Below are 20,008 nucleotides of genomic sequence, written 5' to 3' on the forward strand. Positions count from 1 at the left end.
CGTAGTACAATTGTTGGTCCCATAAAAAATGCGGCTGCACCGTTTTTACTTTTAATTTTTTACTTTTTACTTATAGAAATAACCACTTTTGGCTATTTCCTCATTGTAAAGTAGCTTCGCACATCTCAAAAATTAATCATCCAATAACCTTGTACTTATTTTATTGCAAGGCATTTAAAATCAAAACATATGGCATACGATGTTCTGGTGATAGGTAGTGGACCCGGCGGTTATGTAGCTGCGATCCGTGCCTCACAACTAGGCTTTAAGACAGCAATTGTAGAAAAGGAGAGTCTTGGCGGTATCTGTTTGAACTGGGGTTGTATTCCTACAAAAGCGTTATTGAAAAGTGCTTCGGTACTTGAATCTATAAAGCACGCAGAGGCTTACGGTCTGAAAGCTAGTGGTGAAGCGGATTTTGCTGCTGTTATCAAACGCAGCCGCGGTGTAGCCGACAAAATGAGCAAGGGCGTTCAGTTTTTGATGAAAAAGAACAAGATCGATGTGATCATGGGCTTTGGTGTGTTGAAAGCTAAAGGCCAGGTAGAAGTTACCAAAGCTGATGGTGCTAAAGAAGTTGTAGAAGCGAAACACATCATTCTTGCAACTGGTGGCCGCAGCCGTGAATTGCCTAATCTGAAACAAGATGGTAAAAAAGTTATCGGTTACCGCGAAGCAATGGTTTTGCCTGAGCTTCCAAAATCTATGATCGTTGTAGGTTCTGGCGCGATAGGTGTTGAATTTGCTTACTTCTACAATGCAATGGGAACGAAAGTTACCATCGTTGAGTTCCTTCCTCGTGTAGTACCGGTTGAAGATGAAGACATTTCTAAAGAACTGGAAAAACAATACAAGAAAAACGGCATCGACATCTTGGTAAATGCCTCTGTTGAAAGCGTTGATGTTAGCGGAAACGGCGTTAAAGCAAACGTGAAAAAAGCTGACGGAAATGTTACCCTGGAGGCTGACATCGTGTTGAGCGCTGTAGGTGTTTCTTCAAATATTGAAGGCATCGGTCTTGAGCAAGTTGGTGTTAAAACTGACAAAGGCAAAATCGTTGTTGACAAATTCTACCAAACAAATATTCCTGGTGTTTATGCGATCGGCGACTGCGTTCCTGGTCAGGCATTAGCACACGTTGCGAGCAAAGAAGGCATCATTTGCGTGGAAAACATCGGTTACAACGAGAAAAAATACAATCACCAGCCTGAAGCTCTGGATTACGGCAATGTACCAGGTTGTACTTATTGCACACCAGAAATCGCTTCTGTTGGTTTAACTGAAAAAGCTGCTAAAGAAGCAGGTTACGAAATTAAAGTAGGTAAATTCCCATTGAGCGCAAGCGGTAAGGCTTCTGCGGCAGGTGCTACTGAAGGTTTTGTAAAAGTGATCTTCGACGCTAAATACGGCGAATGGTTAGGTACGCACATGATCGGTTACAATGTAACTGAATTGATCGCTGAGACTGTAGTTGCCCGCAAACTGGAAACTACTTATCACGAAGTACTGAACAGCATTCACCCGCACCCAACTATCAGCGAAAGCATTAAAGATGCGATTGAAGTAGCTTATGGTGAAGCGATTCACTTGTAGTTTTGAGTAATGAGTTGTGAGTTCTGGGTTTTTCGGAGCAAGCAGCTAAAAAATATAGGACTGTCGGAAATGGCAGTCCTTTTTTGTTGGCACACGGATGACACTGATTAGACTGATTTACACGGATTGTTACTATTTTGCAACCATGAAAACAGGAGATTTAAACACTAAAAAACTGCAGGCTGTTGATATTGATCCTTCTCTTTGAAAAGTATAGGAATGAAACTCTTTTTCCTAAAAAACTGGAAAAAGCAAACGAGCATCTTAAAACAGCAAAGTTGCCTGATAGAAAAGGCAAATAACCCCAAGTACAATCAGCGCAAATCAGTCCAATCAGCGTTATCTGTGTGCTAATCGCATTTACATACATTTCCCAATTGTTAATGGCTTAAATTCATCCAACTTCCGTTAAACCTCGGGCGTTATCACATATCCAATAGAAAATTATTGGTGACTATGAAACCACAACGCAGTTTCCTTTTAATATTTACCGCATTACTTTGCACACTTGCCTCTGAAGCTCAGCACGGTTATAACCCGGCACCTCCGCCCCCACCGCCTCCCGGTTATTATTACTATGGACCCCGCATGGGCGGCGGTGTATATATGCACCCGGCACCCCCACATTATAGGCAGCGAAAACCACAGCAACCTAAATTACCCCCTTTTGAACCGGCTTTACATCTGAATTTAGGCTACGGCTTTCCTAATCTTGACCAATATTATATGGCGGACTTTTATGGCGCCTACAAAGGAAATCCCAGCCAGGTTGGGCCGATGAATGCGTCTCTCGACTATCAATTTAGCCGATATATGAGTCTGGGCATTATGGGGATGTATGGCAAAGTGAATATGCCGTATTATGATTACAATACCTATGGCACTGCCATGCGAGGTACGCTGGAAGGCTGGACCATTATGGCCAATATGATGAGCTATATTCCTGCGGGGCCGCACGTTACACCGTATTTGCGTGTAGCCATGGGCGTGAATATCTGGAACCAGAATTATGTAGATTATGATGCTGGCACTAAAATCAATTACGTTCAACACCCGCCTGATTTTGCCTATCAGTTCAGCTTTGGCTGTAAGTTTAATGTAAGCGAGCATACTGGTCTTTTTATCGAAGGCGGATATGGCAAATACATTATGAATGCAGGACTTTCATTTAAGCTATAGCAAGCATGTCGGAATATATAGTTACAAACCTTATCACTTTTGTAAAGGGTCGTTTTTCGTAAACGACCCTTTTGCATTTGAACGAATGAATTCTTTGTTTTAAATTTCTCTATCAATTCAAAAACAATCAAATGCAACAAGCTTCCATTTGGGAAAAAGAAAGCTTTTTTGCGCACCAGGATGTTATCATAGTTGGCAGTGGCTTTACAGGATTGTGGAGCGCATTTTACTTAAAAAAACACCACCCCAGACTGAAGGTCCTTATCCTGGACAGAGGCATTGTACCTTATGGCGCGAGCAGTCGCAATGCGGGTTTTGCATGTTTTGGCAGCATTACAGAACTACTCAACGATGCAAGAAAAATGGGTGAGGAAAAAATGCTGCACCTGGTGGAAATGAGATATGAAGGATTGAAGTGCATTCGCAAAACATTCAACAAAAAAGATATTGAGTTTGAAAAACTTGGCGGCTATGAATTGATTACGCCGAAACAATATGAAAAAGAAAAACAGCTGAAAAATGACGTTGGCTGGATGAACATTTTGTTAAGAAAATCGCTGAAAGAAGAAAAGGTCTTCAAAATAGCGGATAAAAAAATTTCAAACTTCGGTTTTGCCAACGTTAGCCATTTGGTTGAAAACAGACTGGAGGGTCAATTGCACTCCGGAAAGTTGTTGCAGCAATTATTGCAAAAAGTGCAATCGCTTGGCGTCTCCGTTCTGCCAAATATAGAAGTAAACGGTTATGAAAAAAACAACGGAAAAGTTTTCCTGCACAGCAATTTACCTGTTACTTTAACCTCCGATCAATTGCTGATATGCACAAATGCATTTGCAAAGGAACTATTACCAGAACTCAATGTGGAACCAGTTCGCGGGCAGGTGTTAGTTACTTCCCCTATTAAAAAATTGAATTTTACCGGTACATTTCACTACGACGAGGGCTATTACTATTTCCGCAATATCGGTGACAGAATTCTTCTCGGTGGAGCCCGCAACAGTGATTTTTCTGCGGAAGCAACGAACGAGTTCAATACAACAGAATCGATCCAGGACATATTGGAAAACTTCCTCAAAGAAAATATTATCCCCGGTAAAAAATTCTCGATCGACTATCGCTGGAGTGGCATCATGGGTATGGGAAAAGACAAAATGCCGATTGTGAAAAAGGTGAAACCAAATATCTTTTGTGCAGTTCGTTTGAGTGGTATGGGTTTGGCATTGACGCCGGTGGTAGGGGAAAATATTGCGAAGATGATGACTGAGTAACTGAATAACTGAATAGTTCTAGCGCAAGTTTATTCAATTATTCAGTTACTCAGTTATTCAATACACCAATTTATGCGTTTGCTTAATCACGCCCATCACAAACACACTCTGCGTTTGGCCCACGTTGTCGATATTGCTTAATTTGTTTACATGGAAATTGTAGTACGCATCCATGTTTTCGACTGCAACTTTTAGCATGAAGTCAAATTCGCCCGAGATGTTGTAGCATTCTATCACTTCGTGAAGCTCTTGTATAGCTTTGATGAAAATAGTTCCCGCCTTTTTACTGTGTTGTTTTAATGACACATAGCAAATAACCATCAGCCCTCTTTTTACTTTTGCCTGATCCACCAAAGTCACATATTGTTTAATCACTCCTGCATCCTCCATTCGCTTTATCCTATCGTGGACAGGCGTTGGGCTTAAATGGACCAAATTGGATATTTCGCGTACCGTTATCTTTGCATTTTCCTGCAGCAAACGAAGGATCGACATGTCCTTTTCATCGAGGACAAGATTCTGGGTAGTTAAATCTTCTTTTTCTTTCTTTTCTTCCATGTCAAACTGCGTATTTGTTCTTCAAAAATATTAAATTCAGGGCATTTTTTCTGTTTTTGACATATCAGACATTATTTTATCCTGCAAAGTATAGCTTTGCACGTTGTTCGTTTTTTAAAAAAAGACACTAACAAAATAAAAAAGATATGTCTACAATTTCATCTACCATCGACTTCAGCCTTAAGAATAAGGTTGCTGACATGAGCCTTGCAGAATGGGGCCGCAAAGAAATCAGACTTGCAGAAGCAGAAATGCCAGGTTTGATGTCTTTAAGAGCAGAATACGGTGCTTCTCAGCCTTTGAAAGGTGCACGTGTTGCTGGTTGTTTGCACATGACAATTCAAACTGCCGTGTTAATCGAAACTTTGATCGCTCTTGGTGCAGAAGTTAAATGGAGCTCTTGCAACATTTTCTCTACGCAAGATCACGCTGCTGCTGCTATTGCTGCTGCAGGTATCGGCGTATTTGCATGGAAAGGCCAGTCTTTGGAAGAAGCTGACTGGTGCATTGAGCAAACTTTGTTCTTTGGCGCAGCTGATCGTCCTTTGAATATGATCCTTGATGATGGTGGTGATTTGACAAACATCGTGTTTGATAAATACCCAGAACTGATCCAGAACATTAAAGGTCTGAGTGAAGAAACTACAACTGGTGTTCACCGTTTGTACGAGAGAATGGCGAAAGGTACTTTGCCTATTCCTGCGATCAACGTAAACGACTCTGTAACTAAATCTAAATTCGACAACAAATACGGTTGTAAAGAATCTTTGGTTGACGCTATCCGTCGTGCTACTGACGTTATGTTGGCTGGTAAAGTGGCTGTAGTTGCAGGTTACGGTGATGTGGGTAAAGGTTCCGCTGCTTCTCTTGCTGGTGCAGGTTGCCGCGTGATCGTTACAGAGATCGATCCTATCTGTGCTTTGCAAGCTGCTATGGACGGTTTCGCAGTTAAGAAAATGACTACTGCTATTAAAGAAGCTGATATCGTTGTTACTACTACAGGTTGCCGCGACATCATCACTGGCGAGCATTTCAAACTGATGAAAGATAAAACCATCGTTTGTAACATCGGTCACTTCGATATCGAAATCGACGTTGCTTGGTTGAATACAAACTATGGTCACACAAAAGATACAGTTAAACCTCAGGTTGATATTTACAACGTTGATGGTAAAGACATCATTCTTTTGGCTGAAGGCCGCCTTGTTAACCTTGGTTGCGCTACAGGTCACCCATCATTTGTAATGAGTAACTCATTCACTAACCAAACTTTGGCTCAAATTGAACTGTGGACAAACAGCTCAAACTACGAGAACAAAGTATATGTGTTACCAAAACACCTTGATGAGAAAGTTGCTCGTTTGCACCTTCCAAAAATCGCGGTTGAATTGGATGAACTTTCTGATGCACAGGCTTCTTACCTGGGTATTCCTAAAGAAGGTCCGTTCAAACCAGAGCACTACCGTTACTAAGAGAGCTTTGTTTTTTGATGAATATGAGCCGCTTCATTTTTTGGAGCGGCTTTTTTATTATAGCACGCAGATGACACTGATTGGACTGATTTACACTGTTTTTTTTTAATAACTGAATAACTGAAACTTTAAGTTTAATAGAGGCCTTATCATTAATCCATAAGTTTAGTCAGTTAACGAAAAATCCGTGCGAATCAGTCCAATCAGTGTCATCTGTGTGCTAAAAGCTAGCTGTGTCACTAAATTTATTAATCTATCTTTGACGCTATCAAATGTTATCATGAGTACAGCAACAAGAGGGAAAATCAGTTTTATTCAGCACGACAAACAGTATGCTACGATCGAATATATGGTGAATGGAAAGAAGAAATCCATTAACGGCATTGTATCGGAATTCGAGCAAAAAAAGTTGAAGGAACTTAAGCTGATAAAAAAAATCCACCACTTTCACGTGGGTGATGAAGTGAGTTTTGTGATTGATAAATCTCCGCGTGGCGATAAAATGGTTGCTACGAAAGTCCAGTATATTACTAACAATGAACTGGCCAATGTTCTTTACAAGGCATCGCTTGACAATAAATTAGTAGGGTATTTGAAAGAAGTAGACGGTAAACTCTTTGTAAAAGAAACGAGCACCCATTTTTTCTTTCCGCTTGTTCTTTCTCCATGGGAACATGAGCCATCTTCACAATTCGTCAACGAACACATATTATTTTCCTTAGACAATATAGAAAACCCTGAAAAGGTTACTGCGCGCCTGTTTAAACCACATTACATTCCCGAGTTTAAAACAGCTCAGCAACTTTACAAAAACAAGGCTGTTATAGAAGCTCCTGTATTTAAGGTAACACAACACGGCATTTATGTAAATATCGTTGGCGAAAATATTCAGGGGAAATTGCCTGTAGCAGAGGCAGATGAAAAACAATTACCTAAAGAAGGTGACAAAATAAAAGTGCGCATTAGCTATTTAAGTCCGATGCGCATTGTGGTGGAAAGACTGAATTAACAACAGAACGCAGATTTTCATGATCGTCATGATTTGTCAAGATTTTTTTGATCTGAAAATAAAAATCATCAAGAAGTTAAAAACAGCAGGCAGCTCTGCAAGGCTTGTAGCCTTGCAGATTTATACTGTTGCCTTTGGCAACTTCAATGCAGCAAGTCCACTTCTATTAGCCCTCTTTTTCCTTCATAATTGGAGGCGCTACTATACAAATAATCCGATGGATTCTGCACAAGGGCTGCCCTCACCGGATTGTTATGAATGTAATCAAGCTTGGTCTTCATAAAATCGAAGCTATGTATTATTTCAGGATGATTGTTGCCTGACCATAACTTGTATTTATCATTCGCGTTGGTTCTTTTTCCAAAGAATTCAAACATATATAACAACCACTCACGCCTGCTTTCGACTTCTCCTTTATCTGCAATCGATCTCAAAATTTCTTTGCTGGTGAATGTTTTGAAATCACGCATAACATCGCTGAGCGATTTTTCAGTAGCGGTCCAAATGACATGCACATGATTTGACATAATCACGTAAGCATGTAGTCGCAGGCCTTTTTTGGCGATGCAAAATTTAAAGCTTTCCAGGATAATATCACGGTAGCGTTGTCGCGAAAAAATATCTATCCAACCTTCAACTGTAAATGTGAGAAAATGGGTTGCGAATTGATCGCGGATTCTAAATCCTTCTGTAAACATATTTTTCATAAGGTATAAGGTGTTAAAACATTTTGTCGCCAGAGGCGACAGTATAAGGCTGCAAGGCTGGAAGCCTTGCAGAGCACCTAATAGACTTGATCACAGGATTACAGGTTGCAGCTTCTAAAAATTCTTCTTATCATCACCCACCATTGCTTTCACTGCTGCTTTCGCATCCCTTGTATTCTTTTGCACAGCAATGGCGCCGAATACGCTAAGCAAGAATGCAAACGCATAAAAACCTTTCTCGCTTGGAAGCAATGTAGCATTCCACAAACCAACGATCAACAGGACCATCGTCAGGAGGATCGAAAACCAACTTAATCCGTAGTAGATTTCTGTAACAGGAATATTTTCTAATTTATCGCGTACACATTTTTGAACAGATACCGCGGAGAACAATGCGTACATTAAAACAGTGAAGTAATAGCCTTTTTCATTTAGCTGCATGCCGGAGTTCCAAAGACCAATATTAAAACCCAGCACACCAATAAATAATGCAACCCATGAGGCCGAAACAAACGCGATAGACGGTTTTTGCATAAACGCAATTTAGGTTAGGAATAAAAACGGATTAAAAATATGCGAACCGCCAATATGATGTATAAACGAGAACCTAAATTAACGTTTCGTGTAACAACTATTTTCTTTGCAATAAAGCTATTCTTCTGGCAAGTTCTTGTGTAGAAATATCGTAGTGATAAATGCCGGCATGTTCGCCTTCGCCTGTTATAAAGTAACTCTTACCATCAGGTGAAAAACAAATTGCCTCTTCTTGTCCGTGTTGTGTATAAGATAGTTCAAGAGGCGTACGTTGCATTGTTTTGTAAATGGACTCATTGCCTTGTCTCTGCCAGTAATAAACCTTTTTCATACTCTTTAGCATTACCTGTTTGCCGTCTCTTGAAATGCTTCCGGAAACGATCCATTTTTCTTTTTTCTTTCCATCAAAATACAATTTGCAAACTTCACGCAGCATGTAAGTCTTTTTATCGTTCAGATCAAGTGGTGCCGTGTACACAATAACAGAATCTTGTCTCTTGGAAACGATATACAGCAACCTTTCTGTGGGATCAATCATTATGGTCTCAGCATCCTGTGCACCATTTGGATAGGTGAGTGTAAACATTTGCGAACCGACTGTTTTTACAACTCCCGAATCCGCACCAGGCTCTTCTATTCTGAAAATCCGGACATCTAATCTTCTTGCGGCATTGTCGCCGATATCTGCGAGGTAAATGTATTCCTTGCCTGCGTCCGGCCCAGAACCAATTGTAATATCTTCGCAATCATTCACCCCTGAAAACGAAACTTCGTCGCCTTTGAAATAATAGATTCCCTTCAATTCTCCTTTTTCATTCACCGCAAAAAAACGACTCGTATCACCACTGTCATTATGAACATAAAACGTATTGGGATGCACTCTTGACGCAGCCATTCCCGAAACCTCTCTCAACGCTGTATTCAAGTATCTTCCGGTCATGAATCCACCGTCATCCTGTGCTTTGGTTTGGACAGCAAAAAATGAGATTGCAATAAACAGTATCGAAAATTTTATACACATACTTTCAGTATTACATCAATTAATGTTCCTTGCGTAATTGAGGCACTGAAAATATTTGCGGTACGTTATTTCAATATTTCAGCAACAATAAATTTGGGTTAATTATTGGGGCAATTGAAAGAAGTCAGAAGTCAAAAAAGTCTCGAATTATCGGCGTGTTCTCTTTTGAATTTTTACTTTTAAATTTCTATTTTAACCTAACTACGATTGAAGTATTTTCCGGGCCGTTTCCTGCCCATTCACCAGTGCCGCTTCTACGGTACCGGGTGCGCGACCTTCATATAACGCTTCACCGGCAAAAAAGATCGTATTGTCAAGAGGCATTCTTAATAATTTTCTCACTGTCTCGCTTTGCAATGTGCTATAGCTGTAGCCTCCCATACTCCACTCTTCTTTTGTCCAATGTATTGCCTTCGATGCCACAAGTATAGTTCGCAGTTTCTTTTTTTCGATGCCGTAAATATTAGACAGTGATTGAAGTCCCATATCTATAATCTCTTCCTCCGAAACAGTAATCAATGGCATTACCTCAGGACCGCCGAGCCAACCGGTTAGCAAACAATTTTCTTTATCGGACTGCGTCCACCACGTTGGTATATTCTGATCGCTCACTACAAAGCCCGTGTTCTTTTCATGCTCTTGCCAAAATGGTTCTTCAAACTGTAAGAAAACCTTGATCACAGATCCGAATCCAATTTGTGACAAATCGTTCAAATAACCGTCCAGCGCCGGATTGAACTTTATTTTTACATCCTGCAAAACGCGAGGCGACACCGTAACAACGAGTTTGGTTCCCTCAAATTGTTGTCCGTCAGCCGTAAAAACCGTTACTTCATTTTCCATCCATTTCACTTCATTTACAGCTGTGTTATGATGTATTTTTCCGCCGTACTTTTCAATTAAATGATGCAAATGTTCTGCAAGTTTGCGATACCCTCCCGCGATCCTGTATTGCTGGCCATGCTCATTTTCCCATTCTGCTTTTAATGCGAAAACACTTGCCTGGGCTATATCTGCCAAATCAAATCCTTCGGCAAAATCCTGAATGATAAATCGCAACTCCATGTGTTGGTCGTCGCTATAATGCTTCTGAAGAAATGCAGCGAGCGTCATATCCTCGTTAAGACTATCCATCTTTTGTATAATGCCATCCCAGTCGGGGATCATTTCACCCTGAGTACTCCATTTTCCTTTGCGATTATTAAGCATTTTACCTTTCACCGGTTTGTAAGCAACGCCGGCTTCTTTTAAAAGTGCCAGTGTAATAGGCTGCTCGCCATGTACAAACTCTGCGCCTAGTTCAAGCGGCTGCTCAAAGCCATCACAAACTGCAGTATACATCCTTCCCCCTATGCGCTCAGATGCCTCCAGTACAATTACTTTTTGCCTTGCTTTCGCAAGCTCATACGCGGCCATTAAACCGGAAGCCCCAGCTCCAATAATGATTATCTGTTGGTTCATAGTGCTTTTCTGTTGCGAATTTCGTTCCTTAAGGAGTTGTTGGTTGTTAGTTATTTGGCTTGGTGTTCAACCGCTTCGTCTAACAACCAACAACACTCAACTAAATTAATACGGTTTAACAAGGCAATTTGTTCACAAACGGCAGTTAACAAAAACTTCTTTTATAGTTAATTTGTTTACCTGAAATTTGCCACTTATTATCTAAAACATACAACATGAAGAAACACTCCTTTACCGGTTTGAAAATCTGTATGCTGACTATAGCAATTTTTGCCTTTCAATACACTTTTGCCTGGGGCGTAACAGGACACAGAGTAGTGGCAGAAATTGCGCAGCGCCACTTATCCAAAAAAGCAAAAGCTGAAATAAAAAAACTGATTGGCGATCAAAGCCTTGCTTATTGGGCAAACTGGGCGGACTTTATAAAATCCGATACTACCCACGCTTATGACCAGATTTCCAAGTGGCATTATGTTGATCTTCCGGGAAATATTGCAAAGGATTCTTTTGTAAACACGATTCACCGCATGCCGGGAGAAAACCTCTACACGCAAATTCAGGCGATGCAGCACGAATTGAGTGACAAAGCTTTACCAATTGAAAAAAGAAGAATGGCGCTTATTATGTTGATACATTTGGTGGGCGATCTTCACCAGCCTTTGCACGTAGGAAGAGATGAAGATCAGGGTGGAAATAAAATTTCAGTTTACTGGTTCAACGAAAAAACAAACCTGCATTCTGTTTGGGACACTAAACTTGTAGATTTTTCCCAGTACAGCTACACAGAATATGCATCTGCACTTGATGTGGCAGCTAAGGATTCAATGAACGCTTACACCGGCACATCTTTAGATGACTGGTTCTTCGAATCACATGTACTATCTGACAAAGTATATGCTCAATCTCCAGCGGAAGCCAAACTCGGCTATAAATACAACTATATTTTCCAGAAGGATCTTGATGATCAGTTATTGAAAGGAGGTTTGAGATTAGCGAAATTGATCAACGAGTCGTTTTAATTGAAAATTGAAAGTCGAAAATTGAAAATGAATTTCTTTTATTAGAGGCGAATTCGATTCGCCTCTACCATTTTCAACTTTCAATTTTCAACTCCTAAAGCACCCCTTTCGTGCTTGGCAAATAATTGCTTAGCGGATCCCGTTTAATGGCCATTTTTATTGCTTTTGCGAAGGCCTTAAAGATGGCTTCTATCTTATGATGCTCGTTGTATCCTTTACATTCGATATTCAGGTTACATTTAGCCGCATCGCTGAACGATTTAAAGAAATGAAAAAACATTTCAGTTGGCATCTCTCCTATTTTTTCTCTCTTGAATTCCGCATTCCAAACGAGCCAGTTTCTTCCGCCAAAATCAATCAGAACCTTGGCTTCAGCTTCATCCATTGGTAAAGCAAAACCATATCTTTCCATTCCGCGTTTGTCGGTAAGAGCTTGCGCAAATGCTTCTCCAAGTGCAATGCCGGTATCTTCTATCGTGTGGTGTTCATCTATGTGCAGATCGCCTTTTGTTACAATGTTGAGATCCATTTTTCCATGTCTTGCGATTTGATCCAGCATGTGATCAAAAAAACCAAGGCCTGTAGCGATGTTTGCTTTGCCGCTTCCGTCAAGGTTTACTTCTACATGAATTTTTGTTTCGCTTGTGTTGCGGTCGTGTGTAACAACCCGCTGACCAAGTTTTAAAAACTCATAGATCTTACTCCAGTCGGTTGATTCCAACGCAACCGTTGTTTTGCGAAGATCTTCCGCTTTATCATTTATTTCAGCTCCGCCCAAATTCGCATCTTCATTTAGCCAGATCGCTTTACAGCCAAGGTTTTTCGCCAGTTGTACATCTGTTATCCTATCACCTATTACAAATGAATTAGCAATGTCGTAAGCAGGATTGTTCAAATACTCTGTCAGCATTCCTGTGCCTGGTTTGCGTGTTGGCGCATTGTCGGCAGGAAAAGTTTTGTCGATGTGCACTTTCGAGAAATGAATGCCTTCTCCTTCCAAGCTTTTCATCACAAAATTATGCAACGGCCAAAAAGTGTCTTCGGGAAAAACCGGCGTTCCCAAACCATCCTGGTTTGTTACCATCACCAGTTCATAATCCAGCTCACGGGCAATGCGTCCCATAAATTCAAACATCTTCGGATAAAAAGTCAGTTTGTCAAACGAATCAAGCTGATAAGTAGGCGGCGCCTCGTTTATAAGCGTTCCATCACGATCTATAAAGAGAATAGGCTTCATGGAGAGAAACTAAAAAGTTAAAAATAAAAAGTAAAAATAGGTTTGCGATAATGCTTGGTGACTGAATAACTGAATAATTGAATAACTGAAGTTTATACTCGATTAGTCACGTAGACCTTTAGCACTCAGTTATTCAATCATTCAGTTATTTCTTCGGTCTTGCGGCTTTAACCTCTGCCACTGTTACCGCAGAAGCCTTGTTGCCAAAGCTGTTTCGTACATAGGTAAGGACATCTGCGATTTGCTGATCGGTTAAAAAATTGTGTGGCGCCATTACGTTGCTGTAATCTTCGCCTTCCACTTCCACGCCAGAAAGACCATTCATTACAATGCCAATAAGTTTTTTCTTGTCGCCCAATACAAATTTCGTTTTGATCAAAGGCGGGTTCATGCGTGGCGCACCGCCGCCATCCTGCATGTGGCAGGCAAGGCAGTATGTGTCGTACACAATTTTACCGCGATCTTTTGATGCCTTTAAGCCAGACTGCTGGGGTAGGGTGAATGCGCACAGTGAAAGAGCCAGTAAGCAAAAAATTCCTACAATAAGTTTCATTACGATTCAATTAAAAATTCAAAAGTCAAAAGTCAAAAAAGTAGCAGCGTGCTAAAATCAGGAGCAACCCTTTTGACTTTTGAATTTTTGAATTTTGACTTTAAGTATTTCGGTTTTATTTCTTATATGTTATTCTCCAAATTCTTCCCTGGTTGTCATCGGAAATGTACAATGATCCGTCAGGGCCTTGCGCCAATCCGCATGGACGATACGCAGCTTTGTTAATATCTGCGCCAGCGAAACCATCTGCAAATACATCCCAGTTGCCGTTTGGCATACCATCTTTACCAAAAGGAACAAACACTACAAAGAAACCAGCCTGGGGTTCCGGAGCGCGGTTCCATGATCCGTGAAATGCGATGAACGCGCCGTTCTTATATTTCTCAGGGAACATGTCGCCGGTGTAAAACAACAGATCGTTTGGCGCGAGGTGACCAGGAAACTGAACGATGGATTGTTCTTTGCTTCCGCAGTCGCCTGCTTTTGTGCGGTCGCCACCGTATTCAGGATTCAATACTTTTTGTTTTTTTGTATAGTCATAGTAGCAATACGGCCATCCACAGTCTGATCCCAATTTCACTTTGAACATTTCTTCTGAAGGATTTTCAGCTCCTTCTTTTTGACTATACATTTCAGGATAGAATTGGAACAACTGGTCGCGGCCATGTTGTGTTACATACAAGCTGTTTACAGCAGTGTTCCAATCAAGTCCCATTACGTTGCGCAAACCTGTTGCGTATCGAACGCCTTCTGCATAGCTTTGATTTGTTTTATCAACTTTAAACTGCCAAATGCCACCTGCTGAATCCAGTATCGGACAAGGTGATTGCCCCGGAGACCCCTTTACTCTATCCTGCACCTGGCAACAGTTTGAAGGTGCACCGATTGTTACGTAAATATTGCCGTTGTTATCTAAAGTAAAAGGCTTTGCTTCATGCTGATGGTGATCCCACAAACCAGTGATGATCTTCTCCGGTTGTGCGCCATCTGGTACTTCATTCTTTTCATCTAATTTATAGCGAAAAACTTCCGTATTAGAGGAAGCGTATAAATAACCGTTTTTAATCGCCATGCCGGTTCCAATGAAATTACCGAATCCAACTGTTTCGTCGAATTTACCATCGCCATTTTTATCGCGCAATCTCACTATGCCTTTACCGTCTTTTAATTTCTCTAGTTTAGCGTATAGATCACCGTTACTGTTCACAAAAATGTGACGAACTCTACCAACTTTGTCGGCTACTATCTGACCGCCAAAACCTGCTGGCAATTTAATGCCGCCATTGTCCGGATCAGGTACAGGGCCATTCGTTGCTACCTTTGTTGTATCGCCGGCGCAAGCGCTCAAAGTGAGCAAGCACGCCATCAAACAATAAAATGATTGTCGAAAAATAGACATGGTGTTAATTTTTGGTAAGGTAAAAGTAAAATATTGAAAGTGAAACATTGTTTACACGAAAGGCAAATCAATTAATAATTAATATGGCGGTCGATCCGTGCCGTGCTAAACTTTGTTCAAAAAAAAGGTTACAATACTTATCAAGGTAGCTGCACCTATTAATTCTTAATTATTAATTATTAATTTCTCTCAGTCTCTCCAACAACGCCGCATTCTCCTCCTCCGTTCCAATCGTTATACGCAAACATCCTTCGCACAATTCTACTTTGCTTCTGTCGCGAACAACAATTCCTTCTTCGAGTAAGAAGTTATACGTGCCTTTTGCGTCGTTTACTTTTACCAAAATGAAATTGGCGTCACTTGGATAAATTTTTTGAACGATAGGCAGTTGCCCCAGTTTTGCAACCACTGCTTCACGCTGCTGCACAATGGTGCGGATCATTTCGTTTACCTGCTCCACTTCATCCAAAGCTTTCAAAACCAATTCCTGCGAAGCTTGGTTGATGTTGTAAGGAGGCTTGATCTTGTTCATCACCTCGATAATTTCCTGTGATGCAAAAGCCATACCGACACGCAATGCTGCCAAGCCCCATGCTTTGCTGAGGGTTTGCATTACCAAAAGATTTGGGTATTCGCTCAGCTCTTGCACAAATGAGCGGTAGCGGGAAAAATTGATGTAGGCTTCGTCTATCACAACGAGGCCGGGAAAGTTGTTGAGTACAATTTCTACATCTTCCCTATCCAAAGAATTTCCGGTTGGATTATTTGGAGAACAAAGCCAGATGATCTTTGTGTTGGCATCAACAAGGGTTTCAAGGTGAACGAGGTCAAGCTGGAAATTATCCAGCAAGCGAGCCTTGCGCACTTCCACATCGTTGATGTTGGCGCTTACTTCATACATGCCGTATGTTGGCGGGCAAATGATAACGTTGTCTTTTCCCGGATTGCATAGCGCCCTGTACAAAATATCAATACACTCGTCGCTGCCATTTCCGATGAACATATTTTCGACCGGAAGCCCTTTGATCTGCTGCAATTTTTCTTTCACCTTTATTTGTAAAGGATCGGGATAACGGTTATACCATTTGATCAATGGAGAGCCGTAACTGTTTTCGTTGGCGTCTAAAAATATTTTTGCTTCGCCTTTGAACTCATCTCTTGCAGATGAATAAGGCACTAATTTTTTTATATTTTCTCTGAGGAGATTATTGAGATCGAACATAGTTATTTGTTGATGGTTGTTAATAGTAGTAGAAAAATCATTTTCAATTTTCAATTAGCCTTACGGTTACTGCATTCTTATGCGCATCCAACCCTTCCGCTGTTGCCATAAGCTCAACTGCTCTGCCGATTCGATGCAGTCCATCTCTGCTTAATTTTTGATACGTAATTTTCTTGACAAAACTATCTACACTTACGCCGCTATATGCACGTGCATAGCCGTTTGTAGGCAACGTGTGGTTGGTGCCGCTTGCATAATCGCCTACACTTTCCGGAGAATAATTTCCGAGAAAAATGGAGCCTGCATTAATGATTTTTGCAGCAATTGCTTCATCATTTTCGCAAGCAATGATAAGGTGTTCCGCAGCGTATTCATTTACAAGATCAATGGCTTCTTCGATATGTTTTACAACAATTGCTGTGCTGTTTTCAAGCGCTTTGGCTGCAAGGTCCTTTCTTGGCAGAACAGCTAACTGTGTATCCAGCTCCTGTTGTACTTTTTCAACAAATGAATTGTCCGTCGTTACGAGCAGCACCTGGCTATCTGTACCGTGTTCTGCTTGTGAAAGCAAATCAGCCGCTACAAAAGCAGCGTTTGCGGATGCATCGGCTAGCACACACACTTCACTGGGGCCCGCAGGCATGTCTATGGCGACTCCGTCTTTTTGTATCAGTTGTTTCGCACAGGTTACGTATTGATTGCCGGGACCAAATATTTTATAAACTTTTGAAATCGTTGAGGTTCCATAGGCCATTGCACCAATTGCCTGAACACCGCCAACTTTAAAAACATTAGTAATGCCTGCCAATTGTGCCGCATATAATATTGCCGGATGCAGCTTCCCTTCTTTGTTTGGTGGTGAGCACAAAATAATTTCTCCGCAGCCAGCCAGTTTAGCAGGAATACCAAGCATTAAGATAGTTGAAAACAAAGGTGCTGTACCTCCGGGAATGTAAAGTCCCACTTTTTCAATGCCTACGCTTTTGCGCCAGCATTGTACGCCGGGCATTGTTTCAATTATTTCAACTGCTGATAATTGCTTGCCGTGAAACGCTTCAATGTTCTTTGCAGCAAGTTGAATGGCTTCTTTTAATTCTGCCGTCAACAAATTTGTCGCTTCTGCAAATTCATTCGCTTCTGTTTTGATGGCTTTTAATTCAACACCATCAAACTGTTTTGTGTATTGTTGTACCGCTTCGTCTCCGCGCTCTTTCACTTCATCCAACACTTTCTTTACCGTTGCTTCCAGCGAAGTATTATCCAACGCAGGGCGTTGTAGCAAGGTTGACCATTCGGAGCGGTTGGGAAATTGTATAGTCTTCATTTCAATAAATTGAAAATTGAAAATTGAAAATTGAAAACGAAGTCGACGCTGAAAGCATTTTCAACTTTCAACTTTCAATTCTCCATTGGATTAAATGATCATTTTTTCAATTGGCACTACCAATATGCCTTGTGCGCCTTTATCTTTCAGCTGTTCGATAATGTCCCAGAAAGTATCTTCACTCAACACACTGTGTACAGAGCTCCAGCCTTCCTGCGCCAAAGGCAATACAGTCGGGCTTTTCATACCGGGCAACAACGCGATGATCTCTTTCAGTTTATCGTTCGGCGCATTGAGCAGAACGTATTTTGTGCGCTTTGCTTTTTTCACCGCCTGAATACGAAACACGAGTTTTTTCAACAGCTGCTGTTGTGCTTCGTTGAGTTTATTGTTCTTGATTAAAACTGACTGCGATTGCAAAATGGTTTCCACCTCTTTCAAACCATTCATGAAAAGTGTAGAGCCACTGCTTACGAGGTCGCAAACAACATCGGCCAAACCTATGCCGGGTGCTATTTCTACAGATCCGCTGATCTCGTGTATTTCGGCATTTACATTATTGTCGTTCAAAAATTGTTTTGTGAGGAAAGGATAGCTTGTTGCAATGCGTTTGCCTTCCAACGCTTTTACGCTCTCATATTCCTGGCCTCGTGGAACGGCGATCGCCAGGCGGCATTTACCAAAACCAAGTTGTTCTACAATGGTGGTTTGTTTGTTTTTTTCGTAAAGCACATTTTCACCTACGATGCCAATATCTGCCACGCCGTCTTCTACATATTGAGGAATATCATCGTCGCGTAAAAAGAAAACTTCGAGTGGAAAATTGTCCGACTCTGTTTTCAGACGGTCCTTTACGTTGCGAAGATCAATTCCGCATTCGGCAAGAAGTTTTACCGAATCCTCGTACAATCTTCCTGATTTCTGAATGGCAATCCTAAGTTTTGTCTGGCTCATAATGACTGTTTGAAAGAAGCTTAAAATAAAAAAAGGGCTCACATTTGTAAGCCCTTCTCTGTTTGTTTTATTCGTTTAGATACATAACAACATCATCGGCTTACCCGTTGGAGATAAAATGATGATGATGGATATGTATGTTGATTTTCATAATTGTGACGCAAATTTAGTGGATTCATTTAAAGAACCAAAGTTTTTTTTGAATGAATTTTCACGCAAAGGCGCAAAGGGAAAACAAAGGACGCGAAGGATTTCACGCGGCGAACGCAACGGAGCAGCGAGGTGGCCAAGCGTTTGATACGACACTCACTATAGCTGAATAGCATTACTTCTGTTGAACGGAGCGTCGCAAGGGAGTTAAATCAAGGCTCAAATGGAGACTCAACATTCTTAGATTCGCAGCTCCGTTGCTTTCACTGCGTGAACCAGCAACTCTTTGCACCCTTGGTTCTCCCTTTGCGCCTTCGCGTGAAACATGCATGCAATAAAAAAGACGCTGCAGTTGCAGCGCCTTTCCAGAAATTGAGATGTATGTATTGATTACATTTTCTTTGCGTCTTCGAGGAATTTTGCAAGACCAATGTCAGTCAAAGGATGTTTCAACATGCCTAAGATTGGATCAAGCGGGCAAGTGCAAATGTCTGCACCAGCTTCAGCACATTTTACGATGTGCAAAGAGCTACGGATAGATGCAGCCAAAATTTCAGTTTTATACCCCTGGATGGAGAAGATGTTTGCGATTTGAGCAATTAACTCTACGCCATCCCAGTTGCTGTCGTCGATACGGCCGATGAATGGAGAAACCATTGCAGCACCTGCTTTTGCAGCCAAAATAGCCTGACCTGCAGAGAACACCAAAGTACAGTTTGTACGGATACCGTTGTCAGTAAACCATTTGATCGCTTTAACACCGTCTTTTATCATTGGAACTTTCACCACGATGTTCGGGTGAATAGCTGCTAATTTTTGTCCTTCTGCAATAATTGCGTTGAATTCAGTAGAAAGCACTTCAGCACTGATATCACCGTCTACTATTTCGCAGATAGTTTTGTAGTGGTTGATAATGGCTTCTTCACCTTTAATGCCTTCTTTCGCCATTAAAGATGGATTGGTAGTAACACCGTCAAGAATACCAAGGTCGTGAGCTTCTTTGATTTGCGCCAGGTTAGCGGTATCAATAAAAAATTTCATGGTAGTATATAGTTTGTTTAATCAAGAGCTTAATACAATGTGCTAATAAATTGGGGTATGAAGATAAGCAAAAACGGAAAAAAATTATTAGCAGTTAGTCAACACAGAGAAAATAAAAAATGGCAGGCTACTCACATCGCACCGCTACAACCACCTACCCTTGCTGCCTTCCGGCCCTGGGGGAGTTCAGTAGGAGCTGGTCGTGTAAGACCTGCCGGCGCAAAGATAGGGGAATGAGGATTATTTTTTGATGAAGTTTTGCAAATATTTTTTTCTGATATGCGTGGGAAAGAAAATTAATAATTAA

The 20,008-nt window shown here is 41.1% G+C and carries 18 protein-coding genes and 1 other RNA gene; 6 read left to right on the forward strand and 13 right to left on the reverse strand.

The features are described 5' to 3' along the window. Nucleotides 1-189 precede the first annotated feature (189 nt). From lpdA to QJ048_RS08005, 3 genes are all read left to right on the forward strand, one after another. Complete coding sequence (gene lpdA / locus QJ048_RS07995) at nt 190-1,593, forward strand: dihydrolipoyl dehydrogenase (protein ID WP_282333813.1); 1,404 nt, start codon at nt 190-192, stop codon at nt 1,591-1,593. Nucleotides 1,594-2,049: 456 nt separating this feature from the next. Continuing rightward, the gene (locus tag QJ048_RS08000; RefSeq protein WP_282333814.1) at nt 2,050-2,772 is read left to right on the forward strand and encodes a hypothetical protein; all 723 of its coding nucleotides are present in this window, start codon (nt 2,050-2,052) and stop codon (nt 2,770-2,772) included. 131 nt (nt 2,773-2,903) lie between these two features. Beyond that, entirely contained in the window at nt 2,904-4,040 is a 1,137-nt protein-coding gene (locus QJ048_RS08005; protein WP_282333815.1) for an NAD(P)/FAD-dependent oxidoreductase, read from the forward strand. A 57-nt stretch (nt 4,041-4,097) separates the two neighbouring features. Here the strand turns inward: QJ048_RS08005 and QJ048_RS08010 are convergent, their stop codons facing one another. Further along, nucleotides 4,098-4,598, reverse strand: coding sequence for an Lrp/AsnC family transcriptional regulator (locus QJ048_RS08010; protein ID WP_282333816.1), 501 nt, complete (start codon nt 4,596-4,598; stop codon nt 4,098-4,100). Between the two features lie 146 nt (nt 4,599-4,744). Here QJ048_RS08010 and ahcY point away from each other — a divergent pair, with 146 nt between their 5' ends. Then, a complete protein-coding gene (ahcY, locus tag QJ048_RS08015) occupies nt 4,745-6,070 on the forward strand; it encodes an adenosylhomocysteinase (protein WP_282333817.1) in 1,326 nt (441 codons plus the stop codon). Nucleotides 6,071-6,350: 280 nt separating this feature from the next. Continuing rightward, nucleotides 6,351-7,079: a S1 RNA-binding domain-containing protein gene (locus tag QJ048_RS08020; protein WP_282333818.1), complete on the forward strand. Its 729-nt coding sequence runs from the start codon at nt 6,351-6,353 to the stop codon at nt 7,077-7,079. 143 nt (nt 7,080-7,222) lie between these two features. On the opposite strand, the gene QJ048_RS08025 is transcribed toward QJ048_RS08020, so the two are convergent. The 4 genes from QJ048_RS08025 to QJ048_RS08040 form a co-directional block, all read right to left on the reverse strand. Further along, nucleotides 7,223-7,786, reverse strand: a complete 564-nt coding sequence (locus tag QJ048_RS08025; RefSeq protein WP_282333819.1) for an REP-associated tyrosine transposase — start codon at nt 7,784-7,786, stop codon at nt 7,223-7,225. A gap of 114 nt (nt 7,787-7,900) precedes the next feature. After that, a complete protein-coding gene (gene yiaA / locus QJ048_RS08030) occupies nt 7,901-8,320 on the reverse strand; it encodes an inner membrane protein YiaA (RefSeq protein ID WP_282333820.1) in 420 nt (139 codons plus the stop codon). Between the two features lie 97 nt (nt 8,321-8,417). Continuing rightward, nucleotides 8,418-9,341, reverse strand: a complete 924-nt coding sequence (locus tag QJ048_RS08035; protein WP_282333821.1) for a hypothetical protein — start codon at nt 9,339-9,341, stop codon at nt 8,418-8,420. Between the two features lie 201 nt (nt 9,342-9,542). Then, the gene (locus QJ048_RS08040; protein WP_282334169.1) at nt 9,543-10,856 is read right to left on the reverse strand and encodes a flavin monoamine oxidase family protein; all 1,314 of its coding nucleotides are present in this window, start codon (nt 10,854-10,856) and stop codon (nt 9,543-9,545) included. 161 nt (nt 10,857-11,017) lie between these two features. On the opposite strand from QJ048_RS08040, the gene QJ048_RS08045 reads away from it, so the two are divergent. Next, a complete protein-coding gene (locus QJ048_RS08045) occupies nt 11,018-11,821 on the forward strand; it encodes a S1/P1 nuclease (RefSeq protein WP_282333822.1) in 804 nt (267 codons plus the stop codon). A gap of 94 nt (nt 11,822-11,915) precedes the next feature. Here the strand turns inward: QJ048_RS08045 and hisB are convergent, their stop codons facing one another. The 8 genes from hisB to ffs form a co-directional block, all read right to left on the reverse strand. Beyond that, nucleotides 11,916-13,058, reverse strand: a complete 1,143-nt coding sequence (hisB, locus tag QJ048_RS08050) for a bifunctional histidinol-phosphatase/imidazoleglycerol-phosphate dehydratase HisB (RefSeq protein WP_282333823.1) — start codon at nt 13,056-13,058, stop codon at nt 11,916-11,918. 145 nt (nt 13,059-13,203) lie between these two features. Then, on the reverse strand, nt 13,204-13,611 hold the full coding sequence (locus QJ048_RS08055; RefSeq protein ID WP_282333824.1) for a c-type cytochrome: 408 nt from the start codon (nt 13,609-13,611) through the stop codon (nt 13,204-13,206). A 115-nt stretch (nt 13,612-13,726) separates the two neighbouring features. After that, nucleotides 13,727-15,010 (reverse strand): PQQ-dependent sugar dehydrogenase, encoded by a 1,284-nt coding sequence (locus QJ048_RS08060; protein ID WP_282333825.1) that lies wholly within the window; start codon nt 15,008-15,010, stop codon nt 13,727-13,729. 172 nt (nt 15,011-15,182) lie between these two features. Then, nucleotides 15,183-16,232: a histidinol-phosphate transaminase gene (hisC, locus tag QJ048_RS08065; RefSeq protein ID WP_282333826.1), complete on the reverse strand. Its 1,050-nt coding sequence runs from the start codon at nt 16,230-16,232 to the stop codon at nt 15,183-15,185. 43 nt (nt 16,233-16,275) lie between these two features. Further along, complete coding sequence (gene hisD, locus QJ048_RS08070) at nt 16,276-17,556, reverse strand: histidinol dehydrogenase (RefSeq protein ID WP_282333827.1); 1,281 nt, start codon at nt 17,554-17,556, stop codon at nt 16,276-16,278. A 90-nt stretch (nt 17,557-17,646) separates the two neighbouring features. Continuing rightward, nucleotides 17,647-18,510, reverse strand: a complete 864-nt coding sequence (gene hisG / locus QJ048_RS08075; RefSeq protein WP_282333828.1) for an ATP phosphoribosyltransferase — start codon at nt 18,508-18,510, stop codon at nt 17,647-17,649. Nucleotides 18,511-19,050: 540 nt separating this feature from the next. Further along, complete coding sequence (gene fsa / locus QJ048_RS08080; RefSeq protein WP_282333829.1) at nt 19,051-19,701, reverse strand: fructose-6-phosphate aldolase; 651 nt, start codon at nt 19,699-19,701, stop codon at nt 19,051-19,053. Nucleotides 19,702-19,818: 117 nt separating this feature from the next. Then, nucleotides 19,819-19,918: signal recognition particle sRNA small type (gene ffs, locus QJ048_RS08085), an RNA gene on the reverse strand. Nucleotides 19,919-20,008: the final 90 nt, after the last annotated feature.

Origin of the sequence: Pinibacter soli, assembly GCF_029961145.1 — a bacterium.
Taxonomy (GTDB): domain Bacteria; phylum Bacteroidota; class Bacteroidia; order Chitinophagales; family Chitinophagaceae; genus Pinibacter; species Pinibacter soli.

Bases quoted from the DNA above. Each gene is read 5' to 3' on its own strand.
- QJ048_RS08025 (WP_282333819.1), bottom strand. From the start codon at position 7,786: ATGAAAAATATGTTTACAGAAGGATTTAGAATCCGCGATCAATTCGCA.
- QJ048_RS08045 (WP_282333822.1), top strand. From the start codon at position 11,018: ATGAAGAAACACTCCTTTACCGGTTTGAAAATCTGTATGCTGACTATA.
- hisC (WP_282333826.1), bottom strand. From the start codon at position 16,232: ATGTTCGATCTCAATAATCTCCTCAGAGAAAATATAAAAAAATTAGTG.
- lpdA (WP_282333813.1), top strand. From the start codon at position 190: ATGGCATACGATGTTCTGGTGATAGGTAGTGGACCCGGCGGTTATGTA.
- ahcY (WP_282333817.1), top strand. From the start codon at position 4,745: ATGTCTACAATTTCATCTACCATCGACTTCAGCCTTAAGAATAAGGTT.
- QJ048_RS08055 (WP_282333824.1), bottom strand. From the start codon at position 13,611: ATGAAACTTATTGTAGGAATTTTTTGCTTACTGGCTCTTTCACTGTGC.
- hisG (WP_282333828.1), bottom strand. From the start codon at position 18,510: ATGAGCCAGACAAAACTTAGGATTGCCATTCAGAAATCAGGAAGATTG.
- hisD (WP_282333827.1), bottom strand. From the start codon at position 17,556: ATGAAGACTATACAATTTCCCAACCGCTCCGAATGGTCAACCTTGCTA.
- QJ048_RS08010 (WP_282333816.1), bottom strand. From the start codon at position 4,598: ATGGAAGAAAAGAAAGAAAAAGAAGATTTAACTACCCAGAATCTTGTC.
- QJ048_RS08000 (WP_282333814.1), top strand. From the start codon at position 2,050: ATGAAACCACAACGCAGTTTCCTTTTAATATTTACCGCATTACTTTGC.
- QJ048_RS08060 (WP_282333825.1), bottom strand. From the start codon at position 15,010: ATGTCTATTTTTCGACAATCATTTTATTGTTTGATGGCGTGCTTGCTC.
- fsa (WP_282333829.1), bottom strand. From the start codon at position 19,701: ATGAAATTTTTTATTGATACCGCTAACCTGGCGCAAATCAAAGAAGCT.
- yiaA (WP_282333820.1), bottom strand. From the start codon at position 8,320: ATGCAAAAACCGTCTATCGCGTTTGTTTCGGCCTCATGGGTTGCATTA.
- QJ048_RS08020 (WP_282333818.1), top strand. From the start codon at position 6,351: ATGAGTACAGCAACAAGAGGGAAAATCAGTTTTATTCAGCACGACAAA.
- QJ048_RS08035 (WP_282333821.1), bottom strand. From the start codon at position 9,341: ATGTGTATAAAATTTTCGATACTGTTTATTGCAATCTCATTTTTTGCT.
- QJ048_RS08005 (WP_282333815.1), top strand. From the start codon at position 2,904: ATGCAACAAGCTTCCATTTGGGAAAAAGAAAGCTTTTTTGCGCACCAG.
- hisB (WP_282333823.1), bottom strand. From the start codon at position 13,058: ATGAAGCCTATTCTCTTTATAGATCGTGATGGAACGCTTATAAACGAG.